The organism is Acetobacter thailandicus, assembly GCF_011516655.1.
GTDB classification, from domain to species: domain Bacteria; phylum Pseudomonadota; class Alphaproteobacteria; order Acetobacterales; family Acetobacteraceae; genus Acetobacter; species Acetobacter thailandicus.
This window is the reverse complement of record NZ_WOSV01000002.1, coordinates 332,001-351,607: the sequence shown is the minus strand read 5'-3', so window position 1 is coordinate 351,607 and position 19,607 is coordinate 332,001. Positions and strand designations below refer to the sequence as shown.

Here is a 19,607-nt window from a genome sequence, read left to right as displayed (position 1 = left end):
GTTACTTTATCGGTAAACCTGTGAACGGCGAACATGACGTCAGGCCCTGAGTTTAACAGGGGCCTGGTTCGGCTGGCTTAAAAATCAGCAGGAGCCTGTTTGCTTGTCACGAGCTTAAGGTAAGTATGCGCCCGCAGTGCCTCCGGGCCTCCCTCAGTGCCATAGCCTGAGTCTTTAATGCCACCAAATGGCACTTCAGGCAGTCCAAGGCCGGAGTAGTTAATGGAGATCATCCCGGCTTCTATTTTTTCTCCCAGCAAACGCTGCGTGCGTTCATCACGTGTATATGCGTAGGCTGCAAGGCCATAGGGCAGGCGGTTTGCTTCAGCAACAGCCTCTGCCAGTGTGGTAAATTCTGTGAGAATAATAACGGGCCCAAAAGGTTCCTCGTGCAGGATGCGCGCAGTTTCTTCCGGGTTAATGACCAGGACCGGAGGGTGAAAATAACCAGATGAAGGCAGTGAAACATCAGGCTGCCAGATCGTCGCACCGTGCTGACGAGCATCTTCAACAAGTTCTTTAATGGCGTTAAGACGACGCTCGTTAACCAGCGGGCCCAGGGTTACACCAGCATCAAGGCCGCGCCCTGTTTTAAGTGCGCTCATGCGAGCCTTAAGTTTTTCAGTGAAGGCTTTAACGACAGTGCGGTCGACCATAAAGCGTGTCGGAGAAATACATACCTGCCCGGCATTGCGGAATTTGGCAGCGCACAGGCGTTCAGCCGCGGCATCCAGGTCAGCATCGGCGCAGATGATAACGGGAGCATGTCCTCCCAGCTCCATTGTTACGGGCTTCATCTGTGCTCCGGCAAGGGCTGCCAGATGTTTGCCAACCGGTGTTGACCCGGTGAAGGAGATTTTTCTGACAACCGGATGCGCAATCAGATATTCTGAAATTTCTGCAGGGTTACCATAAACGAGGGAAACAACGCCTGCCGGAATACCTGCATCGAGGAATGTGCGCAGGAGTTCAGCCGGAGAAGCCGGAGTATCTTCAGGGGCTTTGACAATAACTGAGCACCCGGCTCCCAGTGCGGCGCCAAGTTTACGGGCAATCTGATTAACCGGGAAGTTCCATGGTGTGAAGGCAGCGACAACGCCAACGGGGCGGTGCAGCACGCGCTGCTCAATGTCAGCCTCGCGGGCTGGTACCAGCGTGTCATTAAGGCGGCGGCCTTCTTCACCGAAATATTCGATAACATTTGCTGCGGCCTGTATTTCTATAACAGCCTGGGCGAGCGGTTTGCCCTGCTCACGGCTGAGAATGCGGCCTATTGATTCTGCTCTCTCACGCAGTAATTCTGCAGCGCGACGCATAATAACAAAACGGTCCCAGGCGGAAAGAGCACGCCATGCAGCAAAGCCTTTTTGCGCGCCCTCAGCGACCAGAGCCAGCTCAGACTTTGAAGCATAAGCCGCTTTGCCAATGACTTCGCCTGTTGCGGGGTCCTGAACAGGGAAGGTCCGGCCATCGGCAGCATCCTGCCATTTGCCAGATATCAGAAGCTGGACGTTAAGAAGTTGGTCTGACATTTCTCTGGTCCTTAACATGGGTGACACGACCCGTCGGCAGTGGGTTTTACGAACAGAATGTCGTTAATCAGTGCCATGCTAGGAAGAAAATAGTGTAACGTCCATACCAGCAGGTATAAGCATATGCTTATGGTAGAGCAGAGGTCAGGCCTGGCTGATAGTCTGGGCAGCCTCATCCAGTAAAGCGATAATTTTCTGCTCAGCTTCAATATCCAGGCCACCATCACGCAGGCGAAGGCGCAGAGCTGTTTTAAGGTTTTTCATGGCCCGCATCAGTGGGGTTGAGAGGTCGCGGCGTCTGCCATGTTCATCTGACCCGCTGCGTGAACGAATTTCCTCCAGAGCTGCCTGGTTTGCTGTCAGAAAAGCGGCCCCTTCAGGGGTGATGCCGTAATTTTTACGCCCTTCATCGGTTGTGGGGTGAATGTAGCCGGCTTCTTCAAGCCAGGTAAGTGTTGGGTAGATAACACCCGGGCTGGGCGTGTAGCTGCCGCCTGAGGCCTCTTCAATCGTTTTAATCAGTTCATATCCATAGGTTGGTTTTTCAGCGATCAGGCTGAGAGTGAGGAGGCGGATCTCGCCATAATCAAATAGTCTGGCGCGCCCTTCGCGGTGGCTGCTGCCATGGCCGCGGCCATGATGATGGCGATGGTGACGCCCGTGTCCGCGCTCTGCGCCTTCAGGGGAGAACATGTGGTGGCGGTGACGACCGCCTTCGTGTCTTTTTCTGTGTTTCATGATTCTCGATATATATCTCGATATATCTAATGTCAAGATATATCGGGAATCGCATGTGTATCGGGTTTTTGTCACGACAGATGAGGCTGCGGGTTTATTCCTGTCTGTCTGCAGTGTGGTGAATTACAGGCCAGTTTGCCCTTCAGGGCATTAAAGGGCCGGTATTTTGATGTTGCTGGTCTTTCAGTGTCAGTGGCAGGCCGGCAGCCACAAATAAAACTTTGCCAACATGTAAGGCGAGTTGCTGATGCAGCAGACCGGCTTCATCTCTGAAACGACGGGCGAGTTTATTTTCAGGCACAATGCCAAGCCCCACCTCATTGCCAACCAGCACGGCTGGAGCCTTACGATTTTTCAGTGATTCAATGAGCTGTCGGGTAGCCAGTGCTGTATCGCAGCCATCGAGAATCAGGTTGGTCAGCCATAATGTCAGGCAGTCAAGCAGCACTGGTTTGTCGGCATATTTATTAAAGCAGGCGGCAATATTCAGAGGCTCTTCTTCAGTCAGCCAGCCATCAGCCCGGCTGGCCTGATGATGGCCAATCCGCTCACGCATTTCATCGTCAAAGGCCCTCCCGGTGGCAATATAGATCCAGGGGGAGGGAAGGGCAGTTATCAGTGCTTCTGCATGGCGACTTTTGCCTGATCGTGCACCACCAAGAATAAGTGTGGCAGATAATAAGCCCTGCGATGGTGCAATGTTCATTCCGTCTGTATCTTTCTGTGTTGTGTGGTGAAAAAGTTGCACGCCTCAACAGGATGTGTTCGACAATTATTTGACATCATACTCATCATGTATTGCGATACGGGGTTTAAGTTACAGTTTTAACCTTTCCGGAGCGATCTCATGACAGACAGAAATTTCCGCGCCATCCTGACAGGATCTTTTTCAACTCCCTGCGCGGATAACCCAACTGTAGCCATGATGGAAGCTGCCTATGCGCATGATGGTATCGATGCACGGTATATCAACTGTGACGTAAAAGCTGAAAATCTTGAAGGTGCAGTAAAAGGTGCACTGGCGATGGAGTGGGTGGGTTTTAACTGCTCGCTGCCCCATAAAGTTGAAGTGATTAAATATCTTGATGAGGTTGCAGAATCAGCCAGCATTATTGGTGCGGTCAACTGCGTGAGCATCCGTGACGGTAAGCTGACTGGCAATAATACTGATGGTAAGGGCTTTCTTGCTTCCTTAAAGAAAGTGACTGACCCTTCAGGTAAGAAAATTCTGCTGCTTGGTGCAGGTGGTGCGGCGCGTGCCATTGCTGTTGAACTTGGCCTTGCCGGTGCAAAGCATATTACCATCGCCAACCGTAAGCCTGAAAAAGCAGAAGCTATTGCTGAGCTGATTCGTAAAAATACAAAAAGTGAAGCAAAAGCTGTTGCCTGGTCGGGTGATATTGCCGTGCCGGAGGGCGCCGATGTGGTGATTAATGCCACCTCGATTGGTCTGGGAGATAAAGAGGCTCTGCCTCCTGTTGATCTCGGCACATTGTCACAGGGAGTCGTGGTGGCAGATGTTATCCCTAATCCACCGGCAACAAAATTTCTGCGTGAGGCAAAATCACGTGGCTGCATAACGCTGGATGGCCTTGGTATGCTGGTTAATCAGGGTGTTATCGGTGCAGAGCTGTGGCTGGGCCGTAAACTTAATGAAGATGCGATGGTGAACACCCTTCAGGAGATTTTTGGTGTTTCATCTGACTGAAAGGCCATGTCATGCCCGCATCACATCCGGCCTCTCAGGAGGAGCATAATCGTCACTCTTTAATCAGGGCACGTATCAGAAAACTGCTTCCGCAGTTTGCCCATCTTCAGGACCGCTCACGCGAGGCCCGGCGTTACGTGATTATGGCAGCAGCAATTGCTGCCATTGGCGGGCTTCTTTTTGGGTATGACACCGGTATTATTGCCTCAGCCCTTATTTATGTGACGCGCAGTTTTTCCCTTTCAACGGCAGGGCAGGAGTGGATAGCAGCCGCACTTAACCTGGGTGCTGTTGCGGGGGCTCTGATCAGCGGGCCGGTGGCTGACCGGTATGGTCGTCGCCTCACGACAATCTGTGCAGCGGCTGTTTTTATAGCGGCTTCCCTCGGGTGTGGTTTCGCACCTGATCAGACAACACTTATTATTGCCAGGTTGTTTCTGGGGGCCGCTGTCGGGGCAACGACACAAATTATCCCTGTTTATGTGGCTGAGCTTGCCCCGGCAGAATTACGCGGCAGCCTCGTCTCGTTGTTTCAGATGGTTTTTTCCCTTGGTTTGCTTGTTGCATTTTTTACCGGATACGAGCTTGCCGGGCCATCTGATTGCTGGCGCACGATGTTTAACCTCGGGGTTATACCTGCAGCTCTGCTTGCTTTGGGCATGTTTTTCTTGCCGGAAAGTCCCCGCTGGCTTCTTCATAATCATGAGGAGGAGCGGGCAATTGCTGTTTTATATCGTCTGCGTGGGCATCATGACCCGGTTCGGCAGGAGCTGGATGACCTGCTTAGCGCACATGAGCAGCAGACGGGTGAGAGCGGCTGGAGTGGACTAAAGCAGGCATGGGTTCGCCCGGCTCTTATCGCGGCTTTAGGGGTTGCTGCGCTCTCTCAGCTCTCAGGGCCTAATGTCGTTGTTTATTATGCTCCCATTATTCTGGCTCAGGCCGGACTTGGGAGTTCTGCTGCTCTGCTGACCTCTGTTGGTATTGGTCTGACCTCGACCATTACAACCATGATGGGTATTGCCCTGATTGACCGTGTCGGGCGGCGCCGGATGCTTCTGGTTATGTTGCCTTTTGCAGCTTTATCTCTTTTTGTTCTGGGCAGCATTTTTCTTAGTTCAGCGCCGATTGCCGGTTTGCGTATGGTGGTAATGCTTGCTGCTTTGCTGGGTTATATCTTTTTCAATTTCGGATCTTTGTCCGTCGCTGTCTGGCTGATTGCCTCAGAGGTGTTTCCGCTCGAAATACGCGGTAAAGCGATGGGCCTGGCCAGCGCGACTGTCTGGTTGTCTGATACTGTTGTATCGCTTGTTACATTAACGCTTGTGAATGCACTTGGTACAACAGGCACCTTCTGGCTTTTTGGCCTGATTAATGTGCTGTCTTTTGTTTTTGTATGGGCTTTTGTGCCTGAAACAGCCGGTACAACACTTGAGGAAATTGAACAGAGGCTACACAAAGGTACGTTTTATAACACAGGGCGATAAGCCCTGTTGTTTGCTGATGTCTGTGGCGTCATACCTGAGTGGTGGTGAATATTATGAAGTGTCGTATGATCAGCGCTGCGTTTTTGTGTCTTTTATCTGCCTGTTCAGGTCATGAGAATGAAAAAGGCAAAAACACTCTGATTATCTATCATGAAGGCAGCGCTGTATGTCGGAGCTCTTTGCTGGCACTAACCACAAAATTACACCTTGATGTGGTGTATTCTCTTAAAACGATGAATGCTCTTGTTGTTGGTGGCATCTCAGACAGGCATTACCACCAGGCAGAGCAAGCTTACAAAAATAAGAAATGTGTTTACGGCGTTAACAAAGATGATGTGAATATTATGCCGGAGTAGTTGTAAAATATGTCGGAACCGGGCTGTTTGTATCAGCGCATGTCGTAGCAGATTAGAAAAATATAACCGCCTTTGTTTGAGATTTTTATTTTTACAAAACAGAAGCCTCCCGCTTCAGAGTACGGTCTGCATCTCGTGAATGTCCGGCCTGCTGGCAAGAGCTGCTGCGGCTGGCAGGTGGGTGTAAGTGAAGAAGAAGTATTTATCGTTTTTTCATGCCGAAAAAATAATAAATCTGACTTGCGATATAAGCCATAATGACAATTAAAAAACTTATTAAAGCACGCATATTGTGATCCATTTAAAATATGAAGGGGTTTTTGAGAATAAATATTTTTAATTATGAGTATGGTAGGTTTTTTATAGGTGAAGGTAAAGAGTTTTATAGAGTAAAAATTTATATGTGATGAGTTTGGAGGTTTCAATAAATGCCGCTTACTACTGATATGATCGTTGATGCTCTCAGGTCTTTTGAACAGGGAAGCGACTGCACCAGATATTTTGGAAGAAATAAAAAAACTCTACCGTGATGAAACTTTAGGTAAGACACCTGTAAATAGCATTCGCGCACGGTTGCAGGAAGCATGTCCTGAAACTGGACAGTACAAAGGACGTCGTAGTTTATTTCGTCGTGTATCTCCTGTTAAAGAACGTAAGGGAGTTTGGAGTTTACGAAATGATTCTCTTTCTCCAGTAGCAAGCAATATGATTAACGATCAGGAGGATATTCTTAATAATAAAATTTTGTCAGAAACAGAGAGGCAGGCACTGGGTGTGCCGTTACAAATATAAAAATTCCAGAGCTGCTACGTGCGTCTCATATCAAGTCGTGGAGTGAATCTAATCCCGAAGAGCGACTGGACGCTGATAATGGGTTACTATTAATTGCTAATATTGACGCTGCATTCGACAGGCACCTTATATCCTTTGAAGACAATGGCGTGATGCTTTTTTCTAAAGAGTTAGGAGATGATCCTTGTCAGACGCTGGGCATATCGCAGGGTGCATCTATCCGGTATGATCTGAATGAAAATCAAAAAAAATATCTTCGTCAGCACAGAGAAAAGCTGAGAAAATAGTTTTAGAAAATTTGAGTTTTTAAGAAAATGGCGGAGGGGAAGGGATTCGAACCCTCGATACGGTTTAACCCGTATAACGGTTTAGCAAACCGTCGCCTTCAGCCACTCGGCCACCCCTCCGCAAAAAAGAGTGTAAGTTACACGACGTTTGCAGGACTGCTTTTAGGGGGTTTCTGACGTTTCGTCAAACCCCCCTGAGCATATTTTTACAGGGAAAATATTTTCCCTGTTTTTTACTGGTCGAGCTTCGCTTTCAGCGCTTCATTGACCAGAGCCGGGTTGGCTTTGCCCTTAGTTTCTTTCATGACCTGACCGACAAAAAAGCCAAAGAGTTTATCTTTGCCTGAACGGTATTCAGCAACCTTATCGGCATGCTTTGTCATGATGTCATCAATAGCGGTATCAATCACGCCGGTATCAGTTACCTGTTTCAGGCCTTTTTTCTCCACAATGTCTTCGGGTTCGTCACCGGTTTCAACCATGGTTTCAAAAACATCTTTGGCAATTTTGCCATTGATGGTGCCATCAGTAATCAGATCCAGCATTTTGCCGAGAGAAGCCGCGCTGACAGGGCTGTCTTCAAGGGTGCGGCTCGTGCGGTTCAGGGCAGCGAACAGGTCTCCCGTAACCCATGTGACAGCCAGCTTACCATCACGTCCTTTTGCGACAGTCTCAAAGAAGTCAGCCGTAATCTGTTCAGCGACCAGAACGCCTGCATCGTAAGAGGTAATGCCATATTCCTGCTGGAAGCGGGCTCTTTTTGCATCAGGCAGTTCAGGCAGGGCTTTTTTCAGTTCATCAACCCATGACTGCTCAATGACCAGAGGCAGCAGGTCAGGGTCGGGGAAATAGCGGTAATCATGCGCATCTTCTTTTGAGCGCATGGTGCGGGTTTCACCGCGTGCAGCATCGAACAGGCGGGTTTCCTGGTCAACTTCGCCACCGTTTTCCCAGATCTCAATCTGACGCACGGCTTCTGCTTCAATAGCCTGCATCACAAAGCGAATGGAGTTAACGTTTTTAATTTCACAGCGTGTGCGGAAAGGTTCACCAGCCTTGCGTACTGAGACATTAACGTCAGCACGCATTGAGCCCTCTTCCATGTTGCCGTCACAGGTGCCCAGATAGCGTAGAATCTGACGTAGCTTGCGCAGGTAGGCACCGGCTTCTTCAGGGGCGCGGATATCCGGCTCGCTGACAATCTCCATCAGGGCAATGCCTGAACGGTTCAGGTCAACAAAAGAGCGGCTCGGGTCCTGGTCGTGCAGCAGCTTACCGGCGTCCTGCTCCATATGCAGGCGGGTAATGCCAATCTGGCGTGTTTCGCCATTCTGCAGTTCGATCTCTACCGTGCCTTCGCCAACAATCGGGTATTCGAACTGGCTGATCTGGTAGCCCTGAGGCAGATCAGCATAAAAATAGTTTTTGCGATCAAACCGGCTTTGCAGGTTAATGCGGGCATTCAGCCCGAGGCCGGTACGCACGGCCTGAGCGACACATTCTTTATTGATAACAGGCAGCATGCCGGGGAAAGCCGCATCAACCAGGCTCACCTGCGAGTTCGGCTCGCCACCAAAGCGGGTTGAGGCTCCTGAGAACAGCTTGGAGTTGCTGACGATCTGGGCATGCACTTCAAGGCCCACCACGATTTCCCAGATGCCGGTTTTACCTTCGATTGTATAGCTCATAGACCTGCCTCCGCAAACAATGCGGGTTTGTGGGTAAAGCCTGCGGCAGCTTCAATAACACTCCCGGCTGACAGTACAGTTTCTTCGTCAAAATGGCGGCCGATAATCTGCAGCCCCAGTGGCAGTCCCTGGCTGTCGAGTCCGGCAGGCACAGAGAGGGCAGGCACGCCGGCCATGCTGGCAGGCACGGTAAAGATATCGTTCAGATACATCTGTACCGGGTCAGAAGAATTTTCACCCTGAGCAAATGCAGCGCTTGGTGCAGTTGGTGCCAGCAGCACGTCAACTTTTTCAAATGCTTCTGTAAAGTCACGGCGGATCAGGTTTCTGACCTTCTGTGCTTTCAGATAGTAGGCATCATAATATCCGGCTGACAGAACATAAGTGCCCATCAGAATACGATTGCGTACTTCTTCGCCAAAGCCTTCAGCGCGGGTGCGCTCGTACAGCTCGTCGAGAGACGGTGCCTCTGCGCGTGAGCCAAAGCGCACGCCGTCATAGCGGGCCAGGTTTGATGAGCATTCGGCCGGGGCAATGATGTAATATGTTGCCAGGCCATATCTGGTGTGTGGCAAAGAGACATCAACAATTTCACAGCCGGCTTCACGTAGCCATGCAATGCCCTGTTCCCATATGGCAGAAATTTCAGGGGCAAGGCCGGGGGCGCGATACTCAGCCGGAATACCAACGCGCAGGCCTTTGACGCTTTTACCGACAGCTTTTGAAAAAGCCGGCACGGGTTTATTTGCGCTTGTGCTGTCTTTTTCATCAAAGCCAGCCATGGCTTCAAGCATCAGGGCAGCATCTGCCACGGTGCGGGTCATTGGCCCGGCCTGGTCAAGCGAGCTTGCGAAGGCAATTGTGCCCCAGCGGCTGCACCGGCCATAGGTTGGCTTCAGGCCAACAATGCCACAATAGGCGGCTGGCTGACGAATAGAGCCGCCTGTGTCAGTGCCGGTAGCGGCAAGCGCGAGGCCGGCAGCAACAGCGGCAGCTGACCCGCCTGATGACCCGCCGGGAACCAGAGCCGCTTTTTCGTCACCCTTACGCTGCCATGGGCTGACAACAGGACCGGCAGCAGAGTTAATATTAGCTGACCCCATAGCAAATTCATCAAGGTTTGTTTTGCCAAGGAAGACAGAGCCCGAGGCAAGCAGCTGTGCTGTGACAGTGCTTTCATAAGGCGGAATAAAATCAGCAAGCATTTTGCTGGCTGCTGTGGTTTTAACACCTCTGGTGCAGAAAAGGTCTTTAATGCCTATTGGCAGACCTTCCATCGGGCGGGCTGTGCCAGCGGCGTAGTGCGCATCAGAAGAATCGGCAGCAGCGAGAACATCTTTTTCAGGGATAACCGTAATATAAGCGTTCAGTTTGGGGTTCAGGCTGTTAATGGCACTGAGATGCGCGGCTGCAAGTTCGCGCGCAGAAAATTTGCGCGCAGCGAGGCCTGCGCGGGCTTCGGTGAGTGTCAGTCCGGTGAGCATCTTATTCAATAACCTTGGGTACTGTGTAAAAAGGACCAGATTTATCTGGCGCACAGGACAGGACGGCCTCCTGACAGTTGCCATCCGTAACGACATCTTCACGCTGTCGCATGGCTTCCGTCTCTGTGCCAACCATTGGTGCTATGCCCTCGACATTCACTTCGGAGAGCTGGTTAAACCAGTCAAGAATGCCGTCAAGCTTCTGGCGGACGGTTTCAAGTTCATCATCTGCAAGGCCAATACGGGCCAGTTTTGCAATGCGTCGTGTGGTCGCAATGTCGAGCGACATGGTGGCAGACCCTCTTCAGGCTGTATTCAGAAAAAAAAACTCTAGCATAATTGCGCTCGTGGCAACATACCGGTGTGTGCAATGACACTTCTTACTTTTTCTGAACTCTGTTCGGCTCTTCCCCGTCATGCCCGTCTGCTGGGCATAGACCCGGGTAAAAAACAGGTCGGCCTGGCACTTTCTGATGTTTCGCGCATGGTGGCCACGCCGTTTGCAACCATAAAACGGGGCCGGCTGGGTGCCATGGCTGCTGCGCTGCGCACTCTTGCTCAGGAGCACGAGGTTGCAGGAATGGTGATCGGTATGCCATTATCCCTTGACGGTTCATTCGGGCCGGCGGCTCAGGCTGTCAGAGACTGGGCGCTGGAACTGACGGTGCAGACTGGTCTGCCCGCCTGCCTGTGGGACGAGCGCCTTTCGTCCGCAGCGGTAAACCGTATGCTCATTGATGAGGCCGATCTTTCGCGCAGGAAACGGGCAGATGTGGTCGACCAGCTGGCCGCCGCTTATATTTTGCAGGCAGCACTTGATAGTCTTGCCCGCGATAATACCTGAGTATTGTATCCGGATATATGTTGTGAGAAGCTTAACCTTCTGCGTAACGACTTTATAACAGATCAGGGTACATCCCGTGTTCTGTTCGCCTGTTATCGTTGTTGTTTATGAGATGTTTTATTAAACCAGCCGGGAGGCTTTTATGAAAATTCGTACCGTTGTGGCTACAATGTTTGGTGCTGCCGTCACTGTAGTGTCTGTGGCTCACGTGCAGGCCCAGACACAGCCCCAGCAGGAGCCGGGTGCTCTGACGCGCGCCTGGAATGCTACGAAAAACGGCACAGATAAAGCCTGGGACGCGACGAAGCACGGCACCGAGAAAGGCTGGGATGCCACCAGCAAAGGGGCCGATAAAGCGTGGGATAAGACAAAGTCTGTTTCTGAGAAGGGCTGGGACGCAACAAAGCACGGCACTGAGAAAGGCTGGGATGCCACCAGCAAAGGAGCCGATAAAGCGTGGGATAAGACGAAGTCTGTTTCTGAGAAGGGCTGGGACGCAACAAAGCACGGCACTGAGAAAGGCTGGGACGCAACAAAGCACGGCACTGAGAAAGGCTGGGATGCCACCAGCAAAGGAGCCGATAAAGCGTGGGATAAGACGAAGTCTGTTTCTGAGAAGGGCTGGGACGCGACGAAGCACGGCACTGAGAAAGGCTGGAACGCTACCAGCAAAGGAGCCGATAAAGCGTGGGATAAGACAAAGTCTGTTTCTGAGAAGGGCTGGGACGCGACGAAGCACGGCACTGAGAAAGGCTGGGATGCCACCAGCAAAGGGGCCGATAAAGCGTGGGATAAGACAAAGTCTGTTTCTGAGAAGGGCTGGGACGCGACGAAACACGGCACCGAGAAAGGCTGGAACGCTACCAAAAATGGTACAGTTGATGCCGCTCACAAAGTTGGAGAGTGGGGTGATGATGCCGGTAAAGGTATTAAAAACACCTTTTCAGGTGGCAGCACTAAACAGTAAAATCTGAGAGGTATCGTTCTGCTCAGCGGGTTAGCTCTGAATAATATGATCCGCTGAGAGAGCTGAGTTTTTTGTGCCTATTCGTATTTTTTGCCTGAAAGAGATTTCAGAAAAATCTGGATTTATATGCCCCCATGGGGTATATAAAGGGCATGATATTGCGTAACCATACCCGGCAGAGGCATTTGGTCATGATCAGGCATTGCGCCAGATTTCTGACTGGTCTGTTCATTTGTCTGTTTGTGCAGGCAGGGCTGTGGTTCTCTGTTGTGCCTGCACAGGCTAAGATGCCGGTTATGGTGCAGCATCACTGTTCATCACATATGGTTATGCCTCAGACAGTGCCTGTCGATGCTCCCCGGCATAAGGGTGGTGAGCAGCCGACGTTGCCCGGGCAGGATAAATGCTGCTCGGTTGCCACAGGGGTTTGTGCCGTGCCTTTACCTGCTGTGGTGGGTCTGCACGGCGATACAAAGCCATTAACCCGAATGGTTTTTGTCCATTTTTCTCAGACCACATTTACAGGCACCAGGTGTGCCCCCTTACTCAGACCACCAAGAGCACAGAGTTTTCTGATCTGAAAACATGCCTGCTTTCCTGAAAAGGAGGCAGGAACTCTGAGCTCTATTGTGGATAATGAGTAAAAATGAAGTTCTCATCTCGTATGCGGGATGGCCTGACGCGTCGCAGCTTTGTGACAGGTCTTGGGGCCGGTGGGTTTGCTGCGGCATTCCCCCGGTCTGCCTGGGCCATTTCTCCGGTGGCCGGCATAATTCCGGCTCAGTCTTCTGCGCAGTGGCATCTTAATATCAGCCAGAAACACATTGAAATTGACCGTAAGGCTCTGAAGGCCCCTTGTGTCGATGGGAGCCTGCCCGGGCCAACCTTGCGCTGGCGGCAGGGGGATACAGTTGAAATTAAGGTAACGAATCACCTTAAGCATGAGCATACTTCAATCCACTGGCATGGTCTGCGCCTGCCTTATACTATGGATGGTGTGCCCGGACTGAGCTTTATGGGTATTAAACCAGGTGAGAGTTTTACCTATCGCTTTCCTCTCATGCAAAGCGGCACATACTGGTACCATAGTCACTCAGGCATGCAGGAGGCTCAGGGGCTTTACGGTGCAATTGTTATTGACCCGGCAGAACCTGACCCGAATGCCTGTGAACGGGATTATGTGATTTTTTTGTCTGAGTGGACGGATGTGTCCCCCGACGACATGATCAGTAATCTCAAAATGCAGGATGATTATTATACCTTCCGGCAGCGCACAGCGGCGTCTTTCCCTCAGCAGGCGCGTGAGGCTGGCAGTGCTGTGGCAGCCCTGAAGAACCGCCTGATGTGGTCGCGTATGCGTATGGCTGCGACAGATATCTCAGATGTCTCGGGCATTATTTATACATATCTGCTTAATGGCCACTCCCCGGATATGAACTGGAATGGTGTGTTTCGTCCTGGTGAACGCGTCAGGCTGCGCTTTATTAATGGCTCATCAATGACGTTTTTTGATGTGCGTATACCAGGGCTTGAAATGCTGGTTGTGCAGGCTGACGGGAATGATATTGAACCTGTTCCGGTCGATGAATTTCGCATTGGTGTGGCTGAGACTTATGACGTGATTGTTCAGCCCGGTGATGAGAAAGCCTACAGCATTTTTGTACAAAGCGAGGACCGCACAGGTTATGCCCGGGGCACGCTGGCCCCTCATGCTGGCATGGAGGCTCCGGTTCCCCCTATGGACCCGCGCCCGGTCAGAACTATGGTTGATATGGGTATGGGCGATATGAAGCCAGGGATGAGCATGAAGGACATGAAGATGCCTGCTCAGTCCGGTACAACAGCAGGTGAGAAATCTGCCGCCCCGGTGTCGATGCCTCACCATACAGATGTGGCGCCTGCTAACACGGCAGCTCCAAAAAAAGCGGCATCCATGGATATGAAAAATATGGACATGTCAGATGATGATATGGCCGGCATGGATATGTCTGATGACGATATGCCCGGGATGGATATGGGGGCGAAGACCCCGGCAAAGAGCGTGCCGCCAGCGCATATGCCGGCTGCGCCGCCACCGCCGCTGGAAATTGATGACCCAGGCCCGCCGCCGCTGAATGTTGAAAACCAGAATGTGGCACAGATGCCCATTGACCGGCTTGGCAGCCCGGGTGACGGGCTTGAGCATAACGGGCGCAGGGTGCTGAACTACAAACAGCTCAGAGCAACACGGCCGGGCACTGATCTGCGACCTCCTTCGCGTGAGATTATTCTGCATTTAACCGGTAATATGGAGCGCTATATCTGGGGGTTTAATGGCCGTAAATACTCAGAATCGGGGCCCATCCGCCTGAAAAGAAATGAGCGTGTGCGGTTTACCCTGATTAACGACACGATGATGGAGCACCCCATTCACCTGCACGGTATGTGGAGTGAGCTTGAAAACGGGCAGGGAGACTACCAGCCTTATAAGCATACTATTATTTCACAGCCAGGCTCGCGGCTCAGCTACCTTGTGACGGCCGATGCGCCAGGTGCATGGGCGTATCATTGCCATCTGATGCTGCATATGGAGCTGGGGATGTTTCGTGTGGTGGTGGTTGAGTGATGAAAGGGATTATTTTTCCGGTTTTGTCAGTCGTGCTGGCGTGTAGCGCAGCAGGGCAGGCACGGGCTGATAACTCACAGTCGCAGGATGCCACTTCTCCTGTTGTGACCATACAGCATCTGGCAGCTGATGCACCTTCTGCCACACCTTTTGTTCCTGTAGGGCATATGAACCCGGTTATGGACCAGGGTACGTATTTTCACGGTATACTGAATGAAATGGAGGGGCGTTATAGTGCGTCAGGCACAGATTTTCGCTGGGATGGTGAGTCCTGGTATGGGTCTGACTATAATAAGCTGTGGCTGAAAAGCGAAGGCACACTTGAACGCGGTCGTCTTCAGGATGGCCAGCAGGAGCTTTTATATAGTCGTTCTGTCTCGACCTATTTTGATGTTCAGGCGGGTGTCCGGCTTGATCTGGATGATGGGCCAATGCGTACCTGGGGGGCTTTTGGTATCCAGGGGCTGGCACTGTACCAGTTTGAAGTGCAGGCAACGGCTTATGTGAGTGATGAAGGACGTTTTGCAGCTAAGGTTGAAGGCTCTTACGATTTTTTGCTGACAAACCGCCTTATTCTTCAGCCTCAGGCAGAGTTTAATTTTTATACAAAGTCAGACGCTGCGCGTCAGTCCGGAGCGGGTTTGTCAGATGTAGATGCAGGTTTACGCCTGCGTTATGAAATCTGGCGTAAGTTTGCGCCCTATATTGCAGTAACCTATTCTGGTTATCTGACACAGGCGCGTCGTATTGTGCATGACCAGGGTGGCAAAACGGGTACAACGCGTTTTACCCTGGGTATACGGAGCTGGTTTTAAAGGCAGTGAAGAAAACGGGCTCTTAGCGAATCATTTTGCGCATGAGCCCCAGAAGTTCATTAATTTCAGCTTCACCGCCGTTATTTTGTATCGCATTTCTGACACAGCCAGAGGCATGGTTGCTTAAAATTTCGATCGCAACACCATCAAGTGCAGATTTGATGGCTGAAATCTGTGTCAGAATATCTACACAATAGCGGTCAGTTTCGACCATTGTGCGTACGCCACCTGTTTGTCCTTCTATGCGGCGCAGACGATTTATAAGAGCTTTTTTTTCAGGTTGTTCCACGCGTTTGCCGTCGGTTTCCGGCTCGCCATGGCAGGGTTTTCTGGCTGTGTTGTGAGGAGAGTTTACAGCGGATAAGCTCACGATTGCTCCATTGTTTTTCTGAGTATTTTTATCAGAGAGTATAAAGAGAGAGTAAGCTGATGAAAGCAGAAAGAGTATTTTCTTGAAAATATACCCTAAGGGGGTATATGATCTCAAGTTAGAAAATGTCTGTCAGAGGTGAAAATGTCCGAAAATATCAGCTTCCCCGTTGATGGCATGACCTGTGCATCCTGCGCAGCACGTCTGGAAAAAGTGCTTAACAGGCAGCCTGGCGTGCAGGCTACAGTGAATTTTGCCACTGAACAGGCGCAGGTTCAGCTTGATAACCCGGCAGAAGACCTTGAGCATGTTTTTGCTGCTGTCAGACAGGCAGGCTTTCAGGTTGAGCAAAGCGCGCTTGACCTTGATATCAGTGGCATGACCTGTGCTTCATGTGCGACGCGACTTGAAAAAGTGCTTAACAGGCAGCCCGGCGTGCAGGCGGCGGTTAATCTCGCCACTGAGCAGGCACATATTTTGTATGTGCCAGGTGTTTCTGACCCTCAGTCACTGATTGCTCAGGTCGAAAAAGCTGGTTTTGGCGGGCAGGTGCATTCTGCTGAAATGATGCAGGACCAGAGCACAAAGCGCAGGCAGCACTGGCTGGCTGAGCGCAACAGTTTTTTACTGACTCTGGTTTTATCTTTGCCATTTTTTATTGAAATGGTCTGGATGTTTTTTGAGCACAGAGACTTCATGCCTGCATGGGTACAGCTTTTGCTGGCAACACCTGTGCAGTTTTACTGTGCCCGCCATATGTATCAGGGAGCATGGAAGTCCCTGCGCAGTGGCTCTGCCAATATGGATGTCCTGGTTGTTATGGGCACAGGAATCGCATATTTTTTCAGTGTAGTGGTGATGGTAACAGGGGCACATCAGCCAGTATATTTTGAAGCCAGTGTTGCAATTATTACGCTTATTTCTCTTGGTAAACTGCTTGAGACACGCGCTAAGAACAAAACAACATCAGGCATTGAAAGTCTTTTAAAACTTCAGCCGCAGACTGCACATGTGGAAACAGCTGACGGCGTGACAGATCAGCCTGTTGCCAGTGTAAAAAAAGGCGATGTTTTTGTTGTCCGCCCGGGTGAGTCTGTGCCTGTTGATGGCCTTGTGCTTGAGGGGCAGTCGGATGTGAATGAGGCGATGCTGACAGGCGAGAGTGTGCCGGTTTTTAAGCAGCCCGACAGCCAGGTTTTTGGCGGTACAATGAACGCTAACGGTGCGCTGCGTGTCAGGGCAACGGGCGTGGGGAATGAGACAGTCCTGTCTCAGATTGTGAAAATGGTTGAGCAGGCACAGGGGTCAAAAGCACATGTGCAGCGACTGGCCGATAAAGTGGCCGGTGTGTTTGTGCCTGTTGTTATTGGTCTTGCCTGTCTGACTTTTTTTGCCGGATGGGCCATTACGGGCCATTTTACCTGGAGCGTTGTCTCCGCCGTGTCTGTTTTGGTTATTGCCTGCCCCTGTTCCCTGGGGCTTGCGACCCCTACGGCGATTATGGTCGGCACAGGGCTGGGCGCGCGGGCGGGTATTTTGTTTCGTAATGCAGATGCTCTTGAGCTTTCACAAAAACTGACAACGCTTGTTGTTGATAAAACCGGAACGCTGACCGAAGGTAAGCCTGTTGTAAGTGATGTGCTGCCTGCCGGAGGGTATGAGACTGAGAGCCTGCTTGCAGTGGCCTGTGCGCTTGAGCAGAATTCTGAACATCCCCTTGCACGGGCGGTAATGACATATGGGCAGCAGGTGCAGAGCAAGCCTGTCGAAATGACAGGGTTTGAGGCAGTTCCTGGCATGGGTGTCCAGGCTGTGAGCGGAAGCGATAAGATATCGCTTGGTGCACCGCGTTTTATGTCGCAGCAGGCTATAGCCTGTGATGATGCTTTGATTGAACAGCTTGAGCAGGAAGGTAAGACAGTGATCGTTGTGGCCAGGTCTGGCGCAGTGATGGGGTATATCGCGCTGTCAGATCGTGTACGTGCTGAGGCGCGTGCCGTCGTGCAGACACTCAGAAAAGCAGGCATTAAAATTGTTATGCTGACCGGTGATAACCAGCGGGCGGCGGCGGCAGTGGCTTCAGCACTGGGGATTGAAAGTTATGAGGCCGGCGTGCTGCCGGCAGATAAAGCACGTCATGTTGAGCAATATCGCGGAGAGGGCCAGGTCGTCGGCATGGTAGGTGATGGTGTGAATGATGCACCGGCACTGGCAGCAGCTGATGTGGGTTTTGCTATTGGTGCCGGTTCAGGCATTGCACTTGAAACAGCTGATGTTGTGCTGATGAACAGTGACCTGAACAGCGTGCCCGATGCTATTTCTTTGTCACGGGCAACATTACGTAAAATCAGACAAAATCTCTTTTTTGCATTTTTCTATAATATTCTTGGCTTGCCACTTGCGGCCTTTGGTTTGCTTAACCCTGTTCTGGCAGGTGCAGCGATGGCAATGAGCTCGGTCTCAGTTGTATCAAACTCATTGCTGCTTAACCGCTGGCGGCCACGTCCTCACTCTTCAGGTCAGGGGGAGTGAGCCGGGCTGAGTAATGTATTACGGGTGTAAATAACGGTGGTATGATGACGAAAGTGATGCTGATAGGTCGGGGTATAGTCTTTGCTGAGTGTCTCATACAGGCGCGCACGAACACTCTGATTTTCTTCAGCGTCAGCAGGTTCTGTTGAGACAATATGTGCAGGTCTCTGTGCCAGGACAGAAGATATTTCTTTAAGGGGGTTCATGCCGGTTGCGTTTTTTTCGATCTCAGAACTGAAATGAGAGGGGAAAGGGTGCGTTGTTAGTTTGCAATAAGCCGGTGTGTCATACAGTATTGCCGGGCCATCATAGATAAAGATACAGCCTGGGGGAGAAGAAAGAGCAGCCTGCATTTCTTCAAAAGCAATAATATTAGCGTGTTGTTGAAAATGTCGGAAAAGGGCTCTTTGCCCAATAACAGTGCCACAGCATGCGACAGCAATTATCAGAAACTGTCCCGTTTTTTTACGCCATAAAGGAGCCGCCTGGATAGAGAGAGGTAAAAGAGCTGGCAGCGTGTAGTGATTATACCAGGACCCAAGACTAAACAGGCTGAGAAGGGCAAAAACTGACCATATATTAAAGAAAATAATATGTTCTTTTTGCTCACCCTGAAAATGTATGGAAAGAGGTTTTCTGATGAGCCAGCATAGCATCAGAGGTATGAGTATTGCGATAATGACAACAGTAATGCTTTCGATCTGACTATGGCTCATATGACCACGTAAAAAAATCGATTTAATGTTAGCAAACCACCAGGCATGCCCATATCCTTTTGCACGATAAAAAAGGAATGAGAGGCAGGTTGGCAGAAGGGCGCAGCTGATCCAGACAGAGGCATCGGCCAGCAGGTGCCTTGGAGAATTTTTTGCACGCAAGCCTGTCCATAACAGATACAGGCCGGCAAATATGCCTTCGACAATAACAGTATATTTTATTTGTATGGCCAGCCCCAGAAAGAGCATAACCACTATGCCCATGTTGCGGCGAAACTGGTCATTTTTCTTAATGGCGGGCAGAAAACATATAATGCAGCTCATGGCTGCAGCTGTTAAAAGATTATAAAAAACAGGAGACTGTCCACCTTCTCCTCCGGCGAGAATAAGCCAGATTTCATAAAGTAGTGCAGCAAGAATGGCTCCTCCTGCCGGCGCGATAGTTCGGGCCATACGCCATACAAGTATGGCCGTTCCCCACACGCTGAGCAGTGCGCCGATCTGATATGCCAGAATGCGCCATGTTCCAAAAAGATGAAAAAAAGCATAGAGCAGGAACAGACCAACAGGTTTTCTGTCCCATATATCCACAAATGGCAGATCCCCCTGAAGAATACGGCCCCCTGTAAAGAGGTAAAACTCCTCGTCAATATTAATCATGGGGGCGCCAAGTGCCTGCCAGCGCA

General features: G+C 50.9%; 19 protein-coding genes and 1 tRNA gene. 11 read left to right on the top strand and 9 right to left on the bottom strand.

Annotated elements, in window-relative coordinates; translation table 11 throughout:
• Positions 1-77: 77 nt before the first annotated feature.
• The 3 genes from GOB58_RS04275 to cobU all read right to left on the bottom strand — a co-directional run bounded on the left by GOB58_RS04275 (position 78) and on the right by cobU (position 2,976).
• Complete coding sequence (locus GOB58_RS04275; RefSeq protein WP_173559448.1) at positions 78-1,532, bottom strand: NAD-dependent succinate-semialdehyde dehydrogenase; 1,455 nt, start codon at positions 1,530-1,532, stop codon at positions 78-80.
• 144 nt (positions 1,533-1,676) lie between these two features.
• On the bottom strand, positions 1,677-2,270 hold the full coding sequence (locus GOB58_RS04270) for a PadR family transcriptional regulator (RefSeq protein ID WP_173559447.1): 594 nt from the start codon (positions 2,268-2,270) through the stop codon (positions 1,677-1,679).
• A 142-nt stretch (positions 2,271-2,412) separates the two neighbouring features.
• A complete protein-coding gene (gene cobU, locus GOB58_RS04265) occupies positions 2,413-2,976 on the bottom strand; it encodes a bifunctional adenosylcobinamide kinase/adenosylcobinamide-phosphate guanylyltransferase (protein ID WP_173559446.1) in 564 nt (187 codons plus the stop codon).
• A gap of 141 nt (positions 2,977-3,117) precedes the next feature.
• Between cobU and aroE the strand changes: the two genes are divergently transcribed.
• The 5 genes from aroE (at position 3,118) to GOB58_RS13325 (ending at position 6,900) form a co-directional block, all read left to right on the top strand.
• The gene (gene aroE / locus GOB58_RS04260; RefSeq protein ID WP_086636217.1) at positions 3,118-3,978 is read left to right on the top strand and encodes a shikimate dehydrogenase; all 861 of its coding nucleotides are present in this window, start codon (positions 3,118-3,120) and stop codon (positions 3,976-3,978) included.
• An 11-nt stretch (positions 3,979-3,989) separates the two neighbouring features.
• A complete protein-coding gene (locus GOB58_RS04255) occupies positions 3,990-5,465 on the top strand; it encodes a sugar porter family MFS transporter (RefSeq protein WP_173559445.1) in 1,476 nt (491 codons plus the stop codon).
• A gap of 53 nt (positions 5,466-5,518) precedes the next feature.
• The gene (locus GOB58_RS04250) at positions 5,519-5,821 is read left to right on the top strand and encodes a hypothetical protein (RefSeq protein ID WP_173559444.1); all 303 of its coding nucleotides are present in this window, start codon (positions 5,519-5,521) and stop codon (positions 5,819-5,821) included.
• A gap of 456 nt (positions 5,822-6,277) precedes the next feature.
• Positions 6,278-6,613, top strand: a complete 336-nt coding sequence (locus GOB58_RS04245; RefSeq protein WP_173559443.1) for a hypothetical protein — start codon at positions 6,278-6,280, stop codon at positions 6,611-6,613.
• Positions 6,610-6,900, top strand: a complete 291-nt coding sequence (locus tag GOB58_RS13325; protein WP_173559526.1) for an HNH endonuclease — start codon at positions 6,610-6,612, stop codon at positions 6,898-6,900. Before GOB58_RS04245 ends, GOB58_RS13325 begins: the two co-directional genes overlap by 4 nt.
• Positions 6,901-6,928: 28 nt before the next feature.
• Here the strand turns inward: GOB58_RS13325 and GOB58_RS04235 are convergent.
• The 4 genes from GOB58_RS04235 to gatC all read right to left on the bottom strand — a co-directional run bounded on the left by GOB58_RS04235 (position 6,929) and on the right by gatC (position 10,361).
• Positions 6,929-7,020 (bottom strand) — tRNA-Ser (locus tag GOB58_RS04235).
• Between the two features lie 113 nt (positions 7,021-7,133).
• Positions 7,134-8,588: an Asp-tRNA(Asn)/Glu-tRNA(Gln) amidotransferase subunit GatB gene (gene gatB, locus GOB58_RS04230; RefSeq protein ID WP_086636247.1), complete on the bottom strand. Its 1,455-nt coding sequence runs from the start codon at positions 8,586-8,588 to the stop codon at positions 7,134-7,136.
• Positions 8,585-10,072, bottom strand: coding sequence for an Asp-tRNA(Asn)/Glu-tRNA(Gln) amidotransferase subunit GatA (gene gatA, locus GOB58_RS04225; protein ID WP_173559442.1), 1,488 nt, complete (start codon positions 10,070-10,072; stop codon positions 8,585-8,587). Before gatA ends, gatB begins: the two co-directional genes overlap by 4 nt.
• A 1-nt stretch (position 10,073) precedes the next feature.
• Complete coding sequence (gene gatC / locus GOB58_RS04220; protein WP_086555352.1) at positions 10,074-10,361, bottom strand: Asp-tRNA(Asn)/Glu-tRNA(Gln) amidotransferase subunit GatC; 288 nt, start codon at positions 10,359-10,361, stop codon at positions 10,074-10,076.
• 81 nt (positions 10,362-10,442) lie between these two features.
• On the opposite strand from gatC, the gene ruvX reads away from it, so the two are divergent.
• From ruvX to GOB58_RS04195, 5 genes are all read left to right on the top strand, one after another.
• Positions 10,443-10,916: a Holliday junction resolvase RuvX gene (gene ruvX, locus GOB58_RS04215; RefSeq protein ID WP_086636249.1), complete on the top strand. Its 474-nt coding sequence runs from the start codon at positions 10,443-10,445 to the stop codon at positions 10,914-10,916.
• Between the two features lie 142 nt (positions 10,917-11,058).
• Positions 11,059-11,883: a hypothetical protein gene (locus tag GOB58_RS04210; RefSeq protein ID WP_173559441.1), complete on the top strand. Its 825-nt coding sequence runs from the start codon at positions 11,059-11,061 to the stop codon at positions 11,881-11,883.
• A 191-nt stretch (positions 11,884-12,074) separates the two neighbouring features.
• On the top strand, positions 12,075-12,464 hold the full coding sequence (locus GOB58_RS04205; protein WP_173559440.1) for a hypothetical protein: 390 nt from the start codon (positions 12,075-12,077) through the stop codon (positions 12,462-12,464).
• Positions 12,465-12,529: 65 nt separating this feature from the next.
• The gene (locus GOB58_RS04200; protein ID WP_173559439.1) at positions 12,530-14,488 is read left to right on the top strand and encodes a copper resistance system multicopper oxidase; all 1,959 of its coding nucleotides are present in this window, start codon (positions 12,530-12,532) and stop codon (positions 14,486-14,488) included.
• Complete coding sequence (locus GOB58_RS04195) at positions 14,488-15,303, top strand: copper resistance protein B (RefSeq protein ID WP_173559438.1); 816 nt, start codon at positions 14,488-14,490, stop codon at positions 15,301-15,303. The genes GOB58_RS04200 and GOB58_RS04195 overlap by 1 nt, the downstream gene beginning before the upstream one ends.
• Before the next feature lie 22 nt (positions 15,304-15,325).
• On the opposite strand, the gene GOB58_RS13050 is transcribed toward GOB58_RS04195, so the two are convergent.
• Complete coding sequence (locus GOB58_RS13050) at positions 15,326-15,592, bottom strand: metal-sensitive transcriptional regulator (protein WP_173559525.1); 267 nt, start codon at positions 15,590-15,592, stop codon at positions 15,326-15,328.
• A 225-nt stretch (positions 15,593-15,817) separates the two neighbouring features.
• Between GOB58_RS13050 and GOB58_RS04185 the strand changes: the two genes are divergently transcribed.
• Positions 15,818-18,205 carry a heavy metal translocating P-type ATPase gene (locus tag GOB58_RS04185; RefSeq protein ID WP_173559437.1) on the top strand — a complete coding sequence of 796 codons (2,388 nt, stop codon included), beginning with the start codon at positions 15,818-15,820 and terminating at the stop codon, positions 18,203-18,205.
• Here the strand turns inward: GOB58_RS04185 and GOB58_RS04180 are convergent.
• Positions 18,193-19,581 (bottom strand): glycosyltransferase family 39 protein, encoded by a 1,389-nt coding sequence (locus GOB58_RS04180; protein WP_173559436.1) that lies wholly within the window; start codon positions 19,579-19,581, stop codon positions 18,193-18,195. The genes GOB58_RS04185 and GOB58_RS04180 overlap by 13 nt on opposite strands.
• Between the last annotated feature and the right edge of the window lie 26 nt (positions 19,582-19,607).